General features: G+C 57.1%; 12 protein-coding genes and 1 tRNA gene. 9 read left to right on the top strand and 4 right to left on the bottom strand.

Annotated features, from left to right (window positions below):
* Positions 1-56 precede the first annotated feature (56 nt).
* From rlmH to AC13C8_RS19390, 3 genes are all read right to left on the bottom strand, one after another.
* A complete protein-coding gene (gene rlmH / locus AC13C8_RS19400; protein WP_091431540.1) occupies positions 57-527 on the bottom strand; it encodes a 23S rRNA (pseudouridine(1915)-N(3))-methyltransferase RlmH in 471 nt (156 codons plus the stop codon).
* A gap of 19 nt (positions 528-546) precedes the next feature.
* Positions 547-912, bottom strand: coding sequence for a ribosome silencing factor (gene rsfS, locus AC13C8_RS19395; RefSeq protein ID WP_091431542.1), 366 nt, complete (start codon positions 910-912; stop codon positions 547-549).
* Positions 913-1,088: 176 nt separating this feature from the next.
* Complete coding sequence (locus tag AC13C8_RS19390) at positions 1,089-2,501, bottom strand: mechanosensitive ion channel family protein (RefSeq protein WP_482848757.1); 1,413 nt, start codon at positions 2,499-2,501, stop codon at positions 1,089-1,091.
* Between the two features lie 249 nt (positions 2,502-2,750).
* Here AC13C8_RS19390 and leuC point away from each other — a divergent pair, with 249 nt between their 5' ends.
* The 9 genes from leuC (at position 2,751) to AC13C8_RS19345 (ending at position 11,774) form a co-directional block, all read left to right on the top strand.
* Complete coding sequence (gene leuC, locus AC13C8_RS19385) at positions 2,751-4,157, top strand: 3-isopropylmalate dehydratase large subunit (protein ID WP_091431544.1); 1,407 nt, start codon at positions 2,751-2,753, stop codon at positions 4,155-4,157.
* A gap of 248 nt (positions 4,158-4,405) precedes the next feature.
* Positions 4,406-5,104: a VPLPA-CTERM sorting domain-containing protein gene (locus tag AC13C8_RS19380; protein ID WP_091431546.1), complete on the top strand. Its 699-nt coding sequence runs from the start codon at positions 4,406-4,408 to the stop codon at positions 5,102-5,104.
* A gap of 157 nt (positions 5,105-5,261) precedes the next feature.
* Positions 5,262-5,867, top strand: coding sequence for a 3-isopropylmalate dehydratase small subunit (gene leuD / locus AC13C8_RS19375; protein ID WP_091431548.1), 606 nt, complete (start codon positions 5,262-5,264; stop codon positions 5,865-5,867).
* Positions 5,868-6,167: 300 nt separating this feature from the next.
* Positions 6,168-6,968, top strand: coding sequence for a hypothetical protein (locus AC13C8_RS19370; protein WP_245744747.1), 801 nt, complete (start codon positions 6,168-6,170; stop codon positions 6,966-6,968).
* Between the two features lie 47 nt (positions 6,969-7,015).
* The gene (locus tag AC13C8_RS19365; RefSeq protein WP_322787733.1) at positions 7,016-8,086 is read left to right on the top strand and encodes an endonuclease/exonuclease/phosphatase family protein; all 1,071 of its coding nucleotides are present in this window, start codon (positions 7,016-7,018) and stop codon (positions 8,084-8,086) included.
* Positions 8,087-8,160: 74 nt separating this feature from the next.
* Entirely contained in the window at positions 8,161-9,264 is a 1,104-nt protein-coding gene (gene leuB / locus AC13C8_RS19360) for a 3-isopropylmalate dehydrogenase (RefSeq protein WP_091431554.1), read from the top strand.
* 85 nt (positions 9,265-9,349) lie between these two features.
* A complete protein-coding gene (locus AC13C8_RS19355) occupies positions 9,350-9,943 on the top strand; it encodes a GNAT family N-acetyltransferase (RefSeq protein ID WP_482848756.1) in 594 nt (197 codons plus the stop codon).
* Between the two features lie 49 nt (positions 9,944-9,992).
* Positions 9,993-10,069 (top strand) — tRNA-Pro (locus tag AC13C8_RS19350).
* A gap of 283 nt (positions 10,070-10,352) precedes the next feature.
* Complete coding sequence (locus AC13C8_RS19345) at positions 10,353-11,774, top strand: hypothetical protein (RefSeq protein WP_482848755.1); 1,422 nt, start codon at positions 10,353-10,355, stop codon at positions 11,772-11,774.
* A gap of 16 nt (positions 11,775-11,790) precedes the next feature.
* On the opposite strand, the gene AC13C8_RS19340 is transcribed toward AC13C8_RS19345, so the two are convergent.
* Positions 11,791-13,626, bottom strand: coding sequence for a GtrA family protein (locus tag AC13C8_RS19340; protein ID WP_482848754.1), 1,836 nt, complete (start codon positions 13,624-13,626; stop codon positions 11,791-11,793).
* Between the last annotated feature and the right edge of the window lie 8 nt (positions 13,627-13,634).

Raw genomic sequence — 13,634 nt, 5'->3', positions numbered from 1 at the left:
AGACTGTCTATTGCGCGACAAGTCCGGGTGCAAGGCAAGCTACCACCAGCAAGCGGTCAGGCGCGGTGATACGGGCTGCCTGCCAATATCGACGCGGCGCGGTAAAGCTGTTCGGCAAGCATCACGCGAACCAGCATATGCGGCCAGACCATTTTACCAAAGGACAGGCTGGCATCGGCCTGTGCGCGCAGGGCGGGGTCGATTCCATCCGCACCGCCGATGACAAAAGCCACGTCACCGCACCCGTCATCGCGCCAGCGGCCAAGTAGCTTTGCAAAATCGGGCGACGACAAGACTTTGCCGCGTTCATCCAGCGTGCAGATCAGCGCGCTTCTGGGAATCGCGCGCTCTAGCAAGGCAGCTTCAGCGGACATCCCGCCACCCTTCTTGTCTTCGACTTCGTGGATATCGGCAGGGCCTAGCCCCAAGACCCGCCCGGTGCGATCAAACCTGGTCAGATAGTCATTGATCAGGTCGCGTTCAGCGCCGCCACGCAAACGGCCAACGGCGCAAATATGCACCTTCATGTCGTCGCGTCCTTAAAGATCAGGTCGCGGCGCCGGTCGTGCCGGGCTCCAACCACATCTTTTCAAGCTGATAGAACTCGCGCACTTCCGGGCGGAACACGTGGACGATTACATCGCCTGCATCGATCAGAACCCAATCGCCCTGATCCTTGCCTTCGATCTTCGAAAAGACACCCATGTCCAGCTTGAGCTTCTCGGTCAGTTTTTCCGAGATCGCCGCGACCTGACGGGTCGAACGACCAGAACAGACCACCATATGATCGGCCATCTCGGATTTGCCGCGCAAATCTATGATCACCACATCTTCGGCTTTGTCATCTTCAAGTGAGCGTAAAACGAGCGACAGGATATCGTCGCTGACATTGGTCTGAGGGGCCGCCGTCATTGCGGAATTCCCTGCAGTCGCATCTTCTGCGACCTCTGTTTGCGGAGACAGGACATTGTCCTCCTATCGATGCGCGCCGATCCGCCCCGACGCTGGGCACATAAGAATCGTAACATCACATGGGGGCGATCTCAACGCTCGTCAAGCAACAGGGATGAAACAGCAGTGCAAATCGGTCACGCCTGCGGATTTTCGCCAGTTTCTGCATCGTTTGCCAAATCGTCCTGCAACAGTCGCACTTCGCGCTGCGGGAAGGGGAATGAGATGCCGTTGTCGTGGAACGCATCCCACAGTGCCAGATAGACATTGCCACGAATATTGGTCAGCCCGCCAGTCGGGTCGTCGATCCAGAAGCGAAGGATGTAATCGACGGAACTGTCGCCAAACCCGACGATGTGACACACCGGGGGGCGAAAGCTCAGCACCCGCGACACATTGCTGGCAGCCTCAATCGCGATCTTGCGAACCTGGTGAGGATCATCCCCATAGGCCGTGCCAAAATAGATATCGAGCCGCACAAAGGCGTTTGTATGCGACCAATTCACCACCTGTCCGGTGATCAAATCTTCGTTCGGAATAAGGTATTCCCGCCCATCCCGCGTCACGACCGAGACATAGCGCGCACCCAGTTGCTGAATCCAGCCGAATGTTTCGCCAAGGCTGATCACGTCACCGGGTTTGATCGACTTGTCCAGCAGGATGATAATGCCAGACACGAGGTTGGACACGACCTTTTGCAGACCGAAACCAAGACCCAGACCGATTGCACCGGACAGAAAGGCAAGTCCGGTCAGATCGACCCCTATCACCTTAAGGCCAAGGAAGAACGCCGCCCCATAGAAAAGAAGCTGGATAAACTTGACCGTCAGCACCTGCATCGAAGGTGAGATATCTTCGTTGTTTCTGACCCTCTCGGAAGAGGCACGGCTGAAAATCCGCGCCAGTGCGAACAGGGCCGCCGTAACGGCCACCGCGCTGATCACATCTAAAAGAGAAATGCGGAAGCTGCCCGCCGAAATGGCGATATTGTCCAGCACATCGCCGATCTCATCGGTAATGCCCAGATAATACAGCGTCACATAGATCCATAATCCCCACTTGGTCGTACGCCTCAAGACGCGGTTTTCCACGATGACAGAGGCAAAGCCAACCAACACCCACGCCAGCGCCAGGGTGCCGATGGCTGCGATCAGATAGGATCGGGATGGCCACGTGATCTCGCGCATCGCGGAAACGATCAGCCAAGACATCACGACAAACAGCATCATCGGCACGCGACGCTTGGTGTGAATTGCAAAACGCAATCGACGCTTTGACCACCCTTCGCGCGACCGCAGCCAATGGTCGATCTTGGGATTCAGCATTTTGCCGACCGCCCACGATATCAGCGCCAACAAGACAACGATAGCGATCTGATACAGACGCCATGTCTGACCAAGGCTGACGATAAATGCCGCGCCATCATTCCACAGCGGCATCAACTGATCGCGCAGTGTATCGAATGTATCTGTCGCAAGCTCTGGCAGATTATCCGCGCCGCTGCCTTGTGTGGGTGATGTGCCGGGGTGCGGCGTTGGTTCGGGCTCCATGCTGTAACTTTTACACGCGACTTTCTCCGCGTCCAGTGGCCGAACACACCACATCGTCCGACCACCCTTGCGACGACGCTGGCAAAAGAGTATCTCAGCAGCATGACTCGGGTTTTCGATATGGATGATCGCGCGCGCCTGCCCTGGCGATTTTTTGGTGCGGCACGGACTGTGCAAGCCCACCTATAAGGTGGCGCCCCCGACCTATTGCAACCTGACACATATCCACGCCCATCCACGGAGAGCGAAATGACCGCCCCGAAGACACTCTATGATAAAATCTGGGACGCCCATGTGGCCCACGAGGCCGATGACGGCACCTGCCTTTTGTATATTGACCGCCATCTGGTCCACGAAGTAACCAGTCCGCAAGCTTTCGAGGGGCTGCGTATGGCGGGCCGCAAGGTTCACGCCCCCGACAAGACCATCGCGGTGCCGGACCACAACGTGCCCACCACGCTGGACCGCGCCAAAGGGATCGAGAACGAAGAAAGCCGCATTCAGGTCGACGCGTTGGATAAGAACGCCAAGGATTTCGGCATTCATTATTACCCCGTTGACGATGTGCGCCAGGGGATCGTGCATATCGTTGGTCCTGAACAGGGCTGGACCCTGCCCGGCATGACCGTCGTCTGCGGTGACAGCCATACTGCCACCCACGGCGCGTTCGGTGCATTGGCCCACGGCATTGGCACGTCCGAGGTCGAGCATGTTCTGGCCACCCAGACGTTGATCCAGAAGAAATCGAAAAATATGAAGGTCGAGATCACCGGCAAGCTGAAGCCCGGCGTGACCGCCAAGGACATCACGCTGGCCGTGATCGGCAAGACTGGCACCGCCGGCGGGACCGGCTATGTCATCGAGTACTGTGGCGAAGCGATCCGCGATCTGTCGATGGAAGGCCGCATGACAGTTTGCAACATGGCCATCGAAGGTGGCGCCCGTGCGGGTCTGATTGCGCCTGATGAAACCACCTTTGAGTATGTCAAAGGCCGCCCTCATGCCCCCAAAGCCGGTCAGTGGGAACAGGCTTTGGAATACTGGAAGACGCTTTACACCGACCAAGGCGCGCATTTCGACAAGGTGATCACCCTGAAAGCCGAAGAGATTGAACCGGTCGTGACCTGGGGCACGTCGCCCGAGGATGTTCTGCCGATCTCGGCCACCGTGCCCAGCCCCGACGATTTCACCGGCGGCAAGGTCGAAGCGGCCAAGCGCGCCATCGAGTATATGGGTCTGACCCCCGGCCAAAAGCTGACAGATATCGAGATCGACACAGTCTTTATCGGATCTTGCACCAACGGGCGTATCGAAGACCTGCGCGCCGTCGCGGAAATCGTGAAAGGCAAGAAGGTCAAGGACGGGCTGCGGGCGATGATCGTGCCGGGGTCGGGCCTTGTGCGCGCGCAGGCCGAAGAAGAAGGCTTGGCCGACATCTTCAAGGAAGCCGGTTTCGACTGGCGTTTGGCAGGATGTTCCATGTGCCTTGCCATGAACCCGGATCAACTGTCCGAGAAGGAGCGCTGCGCGTCGACTTCGAACCGGAATTTCGAGGGGCGTCAAGGTTACAAGGGCCGCACCCACCTTGTGTCACCCGCAATGGCAGCGGCGGCTGCGTTGACGGGTCGTTTGACCGATGTGCGCGATTTGATGTGATTCGACCGACAACACGCTGCGACACTAAAGCAGCCAATTCGCAACGATTGTGCGCGACCGGGAAACGGTTGCGCACGCTTTGCGACCGCCCCTATTCCTTCGTCACTACTTTGGATTGATACTGCCACATTTCTGACGAATTTCTTTGAGCCGGTGCAGCCGCAGTGCTAGATTCGTTTGTATTCCATAACCGTGTTGGGGACGCGGTGGATACATTTAACTCGGTTACAAGTATTGAAGGGGTAACTATGAGAAATTTATTAACAGCTGCGGTCATCGCAGCAGGTTTCGCGACAACATCTGATGCAGCCGTATTGCGACTGGATGGTTATACATCCTCGGTTCAGTCCGTTTCGATCGGCTCTTCACCGGTCGCGAATACGCCGGGAACCGTTGGGGCCACGGGCTTCAACCTGACCGACACCACAGGTGATATGGGAAGTTTCGTTGGCTGGTGCCTCGATATTGCTCACTATATGATGAACAAAGGCGCAAGTCAGAACTACACCCAGACCAATGATCCGTTTTCGAACAGCTTTGGCCTGACCGCGATTGCCCGCGACCGCTTGCAGTCGGTGTTTGACGCCAACTATGATCGGATTGACACAACAAACGGTGATCAGGCTGCCGCGTTTCAAATGGCCTTGTGGGAAGCCGCTTACGAAGATGACAACGCTGCACTCAGTGTTTCATCCGGTTTGTTCAAAGCCACAAGCTCTGGCAGCACCACACTGGCCAATCGGTATCTGATGGCTGCCTCCGGTTACTCGGGTGATGCCGTGTGGAAATTGTCCTTCTTTGAAGTTGATGGCGACGCGAACCGTGGGCGTTATACCGGGCAAAACCTTGTCACCGTATCGCCGGTTCCTTTGCCAGCTGCGGGTATGCTTCTGGTAACTGGGCTGTTTGGCATGGGTGCTATCACGCGCCGCCGCCGGAAGGCCTGAGCACTGCCCATTTGAACACCAACCCGGCGCTTTACACAGGCGCCGGGTTTTTCATGCGCGGCCGCCTTGGATTCGTCGCCAAAACCTGCATAAAGCAATGGACTGAATGACGCAGCCACGACCCAACCGACGTGGCAGATGCAGAAAGGTGCGTGCTATGGACAAGTTCCAAAAACTTCATGGGATCGCGGCGCCGATGCCGCTGGTGAATATCGACACCGACATGATCATTCCCAAGGTCTTTCTGAAGACCATCAAACGGTCCGGCCTTGGCGTGAACCTGTTTGACGAGATGCGATATGATCGTCAGGGCAACGAGATCCCGGATTTCGTCCTGAACAAACCGCAATACCGTGACGCTGAAATTCTGGTGGCCGGAGACAATTTCGGGTGCGGTTCATCGCGTGAGCACGCCCCGTGGGCCATCGCCGACTTCGGAATCAAATGTGTGATCTCGACCAGCTTTGCCGACATCTTCTTTAGCAACTGTTTCAAGAATGGCATTCTGCCCATCATCTTGCCGCAGGACCAGATCGACATTCTGATGGCCGATGCCGAGAAGGGCGCCAATGCCCGAATGACAGTAGATCTCGAATCACAAGAGATCACCACCTCGGATGGAGAGGTGATTCCCTTCGAAGTTGACGCCTTCAAAAAGCATTGTCTGCTGAATGGACTGGATGACATCGGTCTGACGATGGAAAAACAAGGGGCAATTGAATCATTTGAGGCAAAGGCTGCCACACAACGCCCTTGGGTCTAAACATCTGAAAAGGCGATTGAATCATGGGGTCATCCGCAAGGTTGGCCCCATTTTTACCTTAATTTGGTGCAAAGTCGCACCAGTTTCCCCTTAAATCGACCACATTTGGCAACGCATTTTAGGCACAACTTGAAGTGGGACTAATATGCGACGCAGTATGTTGCAATAAGAAGCAGTGACCCGCTGAATGAGGAAACGCTGACATGGATAAAGGGTGCGGCAGGTAACAGCACCCGTCCAGGTGGAAGGATTAAGGTAGTGGTAAGCCGAATGATTGGCGCAATAGCGCGAGCATTCCTGATGGTGATTTTGATTGCAACGCCATCCATTTTGGTGCCGGGTGTCAGTCAGGAATCCGGCCAGATCGTGACCATCGTTGCATTGTTTGCGGCGGCGTTGACCATCTTCGAATATGCTTCGACCTATCCCGGACTTGTCGAATTTCGCGATGCCCCCCCGTTCAACCGCATCCGCTTCGCCGCCCTGTTCGTAACGGTGTTCAGCCTGTCTGTGATCGTTCGTGGACAGACCGACCATTCGACCGCAACCCAGTTCATGACGTCGGTCGGGATGCTGATTGGCCAGGCCATCGACTTCCCCTATAGCCCCGTGCGCTTCGTTGTCTCGATGCTGCCCGACACGGCCAGCTTCAACGATATGGCACTGCTGCGCGCCGCTGCCGGGATGAGCTATCTGATCTCTCTACTGTCTATGGCTGTGTTCCTGATGGCGCTGCGCTTCACCGAATGGCCGTCGAAATCGACGGGTGCGTTCAACGTGTGGGTCAACCTGCCCACGTTTGACCCCACTACCGGAGGCGATGTTGTCCGCCGCCTGGTGCGCGACGCCCGGTTCAACATTGCACTTGGGTTCCTGTTGCCCTTCGCCACGCCAATCATCATCACCGCCGCCGTGTCGCTGTTTGGTTCGGTATCGGTGGAAAACCATCAAACCATGATCTGGACGGTTGCCGCATGGGCCTTTCTTCCCGCAAGCCTTTTCATGCGCGGCATTGCCATGTTGCGCGTCGCCCTGATGATCAACAGCGAGCGCAAGCGCAACAAGCGTCGCGCCGGCGATGGTGGATTGGCCCACGCCTGATCGACGCTGAGGGTCGGCCCACACGTCCTTTCAACTGGATCGTTACCGTGGCGCTTGCCCTGATGGCGAGCGCCGCGCCCGTTACTGCACAGTCGATGACCCTGCGCGTCGCCACCTATAATGCCGAGCTGGATCGAAAAGGCCCGGGTCTTTTGCTGCGCGACATCTTGGCGGGGACGGACGACCAGATCACCGCCGCGCTGACCGTGATCGCCACAGCAAAACCCGACATCCTGACCCTTCAGGGCTTTGACAACGACGTCGAAGGACATGCCCTGCGTGCTTTCCAATCCGCACTGGCTGAAAAAGATCATGCGATGCCATACGCATTTGCGGCCATGCCGAATGCCGGGCTTGTTACGGGGTTGGACATGGATGGCGACGGTCGCACCGGCGAGCCCCGGGACGCCCAAGGATATGGGCGCTTTACCGGTCAGGGCGGCATGGCGGTCCTGTCCCGCTATCCGCTGGGAGAGGCGCGGGATTTCGCACCCTTTCTGTGGAAAGACCTGCCGGGCGCCATCCCTCCTAGCCGTGATGGCATCCCCTTCCCCACGGCTGGCGCCTTTGCCATTCAGCGGCTGAGCAGCGTGGCCCATTGGGATGTGCCAGTGCAGTTACCCAATGGCACAAACCTGCACCTGCTGACATTTCATGCGACCACGCCTGTCTTCGATGGTGACGAAGACCGCAACGGGCGGCGCAACCATGATGAGATCGCATTTTGGCAACGGTATCTGGATGGCGCGCTCCCCTTCCCGGCCCCGGACGGACCGGTGATCATAGCGGGTGTCGCCAATCTCGATCCAGTCGACGGCGAGGGCCGCCGTGCCGCTATTCAAAGACTACTGAACGACCCTCGGCTGCAAGACCCCGAACCCCGTCGGACGGGCAAGATCGCGGTAGGCGACACCGGTCAAGCGGGCGAACCGGCGCTGGACACGGTCGACTGGCCGGAACCATCCCCGGGCGACTTGCGGGTCAGCTATGTCCTGCCTGCAAGCGACCTTGATGTGATCAGCGCAGGCGTGTTCTGGCCTGCGGATGGCGACCCGATGCTGGATACGGTCAACACTGCATCGCGCCATCGGCTGGTCTGGGTCGATCTGCGCTTCTGACCCTTCATTTCTTGACGGAACATCCCTGACAGGCTAGGCCGATCCGCGATGTATTTCTCAGCAAGGACAGACCCATGACCAACCCCTCCCTCCTTATCCTGCCCGGTGACGGCATTGGCCCCGAAGTCATGGCCGAGGTGCGCAAGATCATCGGCTGGATGGGCGATAAGCGCGGCGTAACATTTGATGTGAGCGAGGATTTGGTGGGCGGTGCTGCCTATGACAAACACGGCGTCCCACTTGCCGACGAAACCATGGCCAAAGCGCAAAAGGTTGATGCTGTGCTGCTGGGGGCGGTTGGCGGCCCGAAATACGACGATCTGGATTTCTCGGTGAAGCCCGAACGCGGGCTGTTGCGCCTGCGCAAGGAAATGGACCTGTATTCGAACCTGCGCCCGGCGCAGTGTTTTGACGCGCTGGCCGATTTTTCGTCGCTGAAGAAAGACATCGTGTCGGGTCTTGATATCATGATTGTTCGCGAACTGACCTCGGGTGTTTATTTTGGCGAACCTCGCGGGATCTTCGAAGAAGGCAACGAGCGTGTGGGCATCAACACGCAACGCTACACCGAAAGCGAGATTGAGCGCGGTGCGCGCTCGGCTTTTGAACTGGCGATGAAGCGCAGCAAGCGGCTGTGCTCGATGGAGAAGGCCAACGTGATGGAAAGCGGCATCCTGTGGCGTGAAGTCGTGACGCATGTGGGGAAAGACTATCCTGAGGTCGAGCTGTCCCACATGTATGCCGATAACGGAGCCATGCAGCTGGTCCGCGCGCCCAAACAATTCGACGTGATCTACACCGACAACCTGTTCGGCGACATCCTGTCAGATTGCGCCGCGATGTTGACCGGATCGCTGGGCATGCTGCCGTCGGCGTCGCTTGGCGCCCCGATGGCCAATGGCCGTCCCAAGGCGCTTTACGAACCCGTCCACGGCTCGGCCCCAGATATCGCGGGGGAAGGCAAGGCCAACCCCTGCGCATGCATCCTCAGCTTTGCAATGGCGCTGCGCTACAGCTTCGACATGGGCGAAGAAGCTGATCGTCTGGAAGCTGCTGTCGAAAAGGTTCTGGCCGATGGCATTCGCACCGGCGACCTTTTGAACGACGCGGGCGTGACACCCGCGTCGACATCGGAAATGGGCAACGCGGTGATTGCGGCGTTGGACGCCAGCCTTTAAGCCCACGCGGCATCGTTTTCGGAAACCGGCCCACCACCTTTGCGCGCCGGTTTTCTTTTACGAAGACAGGCCCCATATTCCCCTTATGAACACCATCACCCTGCATTCCCGACTGCCGGATGGCCTGGAGCCGGCAGCGGCCGCCTTGTACTGGGAGGCCTTCGGCGAAAAGCTGGGTAAACTGTTGGGGCCGGATGACAAAGCGCGCAGGTTGTTTGCAGACACTGTCAATCCGGACGCGGTGATCGCGGCCACGGATGATGCGGGCAACCTTTTGGGGATTGCGGCCCACAAGGCGGGCAGTCAGGGGTTTTCGACAGCGACAACCACGGACTTGTTTCAACACTATGGGCTGGGGGCACTATGGCGATTGATCCCATTGGCGATGCTAGAGCGGGACGCGCCGAAAGACACGCTTCAGATGGACGGCATCTGCGTTGCGGGCGCCGCACGCGGTCAAGGCGTTGGGTCGGCTCTTTTTGACGCAATGTTCACCTTTGCGCGGCACCAAGGCTTCAAACGCGTGACGCTTGATGTGATCGACACGAACCCCCGTGCCAAGGCGCTTTATGAACGGCTTGGCTTCGTCGCAACGGGCAGGGAAATGACCGGGCCATTGCGACCGCTTCTGGGGTTCAACAGCGCCACCAAAATGGTCCTGACCCTTTGCACACGGTAATTTGGGTCTTGCTCTTACGCCCGGTTGAGGATATCCCGCGCGTCACGGTCGGGCTGTAGCGCAGCCTGGTAGCGCACCTGCTTCGGGAGCAGGGGGTCGGAGGTTCGAATCCTCTCAGCCCGACCAAGTCCTTCAATCAATTTGTCTCTCAGGCGAGCCGACGCCCCCATGTCGTCCCCTATCGCCCTGCGCACCGATCAGGCCGGGCAGGTCAATCGCGAAAATGTTGGAAAAGACCAATATGCAGCGACCAGCGGCGGGGACCGAAAACTTTTTTGTTTGTTTTCCCGCAACAGTTCGTAACAACAAGACCCATTGATACCAGTCTGTAATCTGCTGACATTGACAAGCTGCCCGTCGGGGCGCTTGATCAGCGAAGGCGAATTTTACCGGCAGACAGGTTGGATTTATGAAAGGAACAAGATCGCATCGACTGGCATGGTCTATTGTATCGGTTCTGTTCATTGCGGGCGGGCTGTTCGTATCCTTGGCAATCTATGCGTCAAAACTGATCTGGCCGAACCCACAGAATTTCGCGCAAGAATTTGCTTCCGACAAATTAATCGCGGACCACTTGTCTGCTGCCGAACGGCCCAGTCCTATGTCGACCCCAAACAATCCGCCGCTTTCTTCCCATATCCCGGATTTGGTTGCCGCGCTCGACATGCTTGAGATGCCAAATTCCGGTGGCGATCCGCATCCAGCCATTACTTCTCAAGCTTCAGATACGCCGTTGCGCGCACCGACCGCATTGATTGACCCGCACAGTTTTGGGCCGCCCCTGATGCCAGGCAATGACACAGCCGATTTACTCCCTGTCCTCATCGCGCAGGCAACACCGTCTGAGGTGGGGGAACACGCCGAAGATGATGAGGCGGTATCGGTCTTCTCCATGGGGACACCGGTTGCAGACATCCCCGCCGACCCCTCGGACGATCCGTTCGCAGATTTGACTGCGTCAGTGGCCAGTGAATCCGTTCCAGCCATGGATGATGCCGAATATCAACTGGACATGCGGATTGCCGCCTTGGCCCAGCCGATTGACACGCCGATCCCACCTCCGCTTCCGGTTGAGGTATTTGCCTTGGCCAGCAACGCGCCCGAACCTTTGCCCGAGATTGTATTTGTCATGTCTGAACCTGACATTTGGCCACAAAGGGTCGACCAAGCTGCGGTGCAGTCCGTGTCGCAATCGCTGAGCACGCCGGACCTTGCCTCTGTCCCTGCGCCCTCACCCGCTGCGATTGTCCGCCAACAGTCACCGCAAAAATCGCCAACGCCAATGATCGCCCCGACGATACAGTTGGCCGCGGTTTCAGACGATCTGCACCTTCCGCCACCTTCGGCTGTTTCGCTTGAAAACGACGATGATCTGGTCCTTCAGATCGCAAAGGTTCTGGCCGCGGCGCCTCTTCCTTTGCCCGGCGCAGAGGACAGCGTTCGACCACTTTATGCACCAACCGCTTCCCCGCGCCCGCAGCAAAGACAGCGCATCGACCCGACGCCGCCACGTGCCGCAGATCAGATCGCCGAACCGTCACCCCCGTCAACCGTGCCGACAGTTGCCGTGGTCACGCCCGCATCAGCGCCCGTGACCGCGCCGACAAGGTCGGATGACGGGCGCGACCGGATGTCGGTTGTCGGAATATACGACACGGACACAGCCCCATGGGCGCTTCTGGAAACGAGTGACGGGCGCATTATCAAGGCCACCAAAGGCACCAGCTTTTACGGCATGCGGGTGGCCCGCATTCGCGGCAACAAGATCTGGATACGCGACGGCGGTATGGAAAAGGGTTTAACGACAGGTCAGGTTATCGTGCTGGACTAGTGGGTCACATGCCACATTACTCTTCGTTGCGCCGGTAAAAGTCAAACCGCTCGGCCTTGTAAACCAGCGTGTAGTTCTTCATTTCTTCTACAAATCGCGGATCGGCTTTCATGAAGGTCATCCAGGTAAACGGGTTCACCATAAAAATCGTGACGGCCCGATCTGAGACGATCAGATCAGGTTTGTGGTCGAGGATATCATTCAGGTTGTCTGTTCGATTACGCTCCACAATCGCTTGCAGATCTGCACAAAGCTCTGCTTCCTTTGCGCAATCGGTGTTCGCAAGCTTGTTAGTCGCACCGGGATACAGCCAATTGGCAGGATAGCGGCTGACCCAATCAATCCCCAGGCGCAGTGCGACGGGCGCACCGATATCCAATTGCATGGAACCGGCCATCATGCTGTCGATTGGCCCAAATTTCTGAGCAATATAGAGCACTTCGTCAGTTGTCTTGTTACGATACCTTCCACGCTCATACAGCCCGGCCATCAACAGCGCGCTGGCCAGGGATGTCAGGACGACGCCCAACGACAAGGTTCGTGCATTGATCAACCACCATGCACCCGCCAGCAATGAATATATGATGAATGGGACCAGTTGATATCCAAAGCCAGTGCTTTGCACGACGTAGCTGAACAAGGCCGCAGCCGCCGCCAAGGCAAATGTCGTGTCGCCGACATCCTGCCGTTTCGTGAAAACAAGCGGCATCATGATGATCAGACCCAGTATCTTCGGCGGTAACGAAATGACCAAGACACCCCAGAAGGTGTTCTTGTATGCCGCATAGACCTGTCCCGCCATCGGAACGATATCATCCAGGTATTCAGGATGCCAAGCGACGACAAGTGCCACATAGATCACGCCAATCGCGAGCATCAACAGATTGCGGAGATACAGAATGGGTGCAAACGATCGCGTGCGCCACATATCTCGAATCAGAAAAGCAATTGGAAAGACCAGAAAAAATGGCTTTATGCAGATCCCAATCGCGCCGAAAGCGCTGCTGGCCAATGACGGACCTTTCTCTGGGCGAACCAGATACCACATCAACCACGGGGACAGAAACAGCACCAATAGATGTTCGCGCTGCGCGATATTATTTGCTGCGCCTAAAACAAAGACCAATGCCATGAACGCGAAGAACACGGTGCGGCGCAGAGCGCTTATATCAACAGCACCGCGCAGAATGGCGCCGGACCACAACAAGCTGACGCCATACAGCAGTGCCACAAAGAAGTATTGACCGTTGGCGTCGCTGATCTTCAGGAAATCGGCGATCAGAATGGCCGGAATGGTCAGATAGAAGTTCAGGGGCGGGTTGACCTCGATCAGGTCGACGTAAAGCTGTGCACCACCGAGCATCTTGCGCGTCGCAACCAGGTACCACGCCGTATCGTGATTGGCCGGCCAGTTCCAATAGATGCCGATAAACAAGAACATTCCGCCAAGCGTGACAAAGACCATCTGCCAGGTCGGCAAAAATGGCGTACCACGATGCGAAAATACCCAAAATCTTAACGCCAGAAATGTGGCCAACGGTACCATCAGCGCGACCAACACCATCGCCAGATAGAAGCTGCCTTCTGTGAAGGTGCTGATCAGCCAGACAATGAAACTGCTGGCCGCCAAACCGGTCAGCGATACAAAAATGAATCTTGGCAAATGCTGCTTATGGTTTGGTTCAGCGGCGAATGTGAAGTTTGAGTGGCCGAAATACGAGATCAGTACCGAAGCACAAAACCCACTGAAATTGGACCACATTTCCGGCATGGAAAACAGTTTGTGGACGATGGTTGCCACGAGTACATGTGTGATCGTCGCCAATCCGCCGACGCCAATGAAACGAAGCAATTGGGCAA

The organism is Aliiroseovarius sp. B-4, assembly GCF_056857795.1.
The sequence above is the reverse complement of the archived record's forward strand: the minus strand, read 5'-3'. Positions and strand labels throughout refer to the sequence as shown.

What these genes read in the sequence shown, in the direction of transcription:
- leuB (WP_091431554.1), top strand. Translation starts at nt 8,161, where the DNA reads ATGACCAACCCCTCCCTCCTTATCCTGCCCGGTGACGGCATTGGCCCC.
- AC13C8_RS19370 (WP_245744747.1), top strand. Translation starts at nt 6,168, where the DNA reads ATGGTGATTTTGATTGCAACGCCATCCATTTTGGTGCCGGGTGTCAGT.
- rlmH (WP_091431540.1), bottom strand. Translation starts at nt 527, where the DNA reads ATGAAGGTGCATATTTGCGCCGTTGGCCGTTTGCGTGGCGGCGCTGAA.
- AC13C8_RS19390 (WP_482848757.1), bottom strand. Translation starts at nt 2,501, where the DNA reads ATGGAGCCCGAACCAACGCCGCACCCCGGCACATCACCCACACAAGGC.
- leuD (WP_091431548.1), top strand. Translation starts at nt 5,262, where the DNA reads ATGGACAAGTTCCAAAAACTTCATGGGATCGCGGCGCCGATGCCGCTG.
- AC13C8_RS19345 (WP_482848755.1), top strand. Translation starts at nt 10,353, where the DNA reads ATGAAAGGAACAAGATCGCATCGACTGGCATGGTCTATTGTATCGGTT.
- leuC (WP_091431544.1), top strand. Translation starts at nt 2,751, where the DNA reads ATGACCGCCCCGAAGACACTCTATGATAAAATCTGGGACGCCCATGTG.
- rsfS (WP_091431542.1), bottom strand. Translation starts at nt 912, where the DNA reads ATGACGGCGGCCCCTCAGACCAATGTCAGCGACGATATCCTGTCGCTC.
- AC13C8_RS19380 (WP_091431546.1), top strand. Translation starts at nt 4,406, where the DNA reads ATGAGAAATTTATTAACAGCTGCGGTCATCGCAGCAGGTTTCGCGACA.
- AC13C8_RS19355 (WP_482848756.1), top strand. Translation starts at nt 9,350, where the DNA reads ATGAACACCATCACCCTGCATTCCCGACTGCCGGATGGCCTGGAGCCG.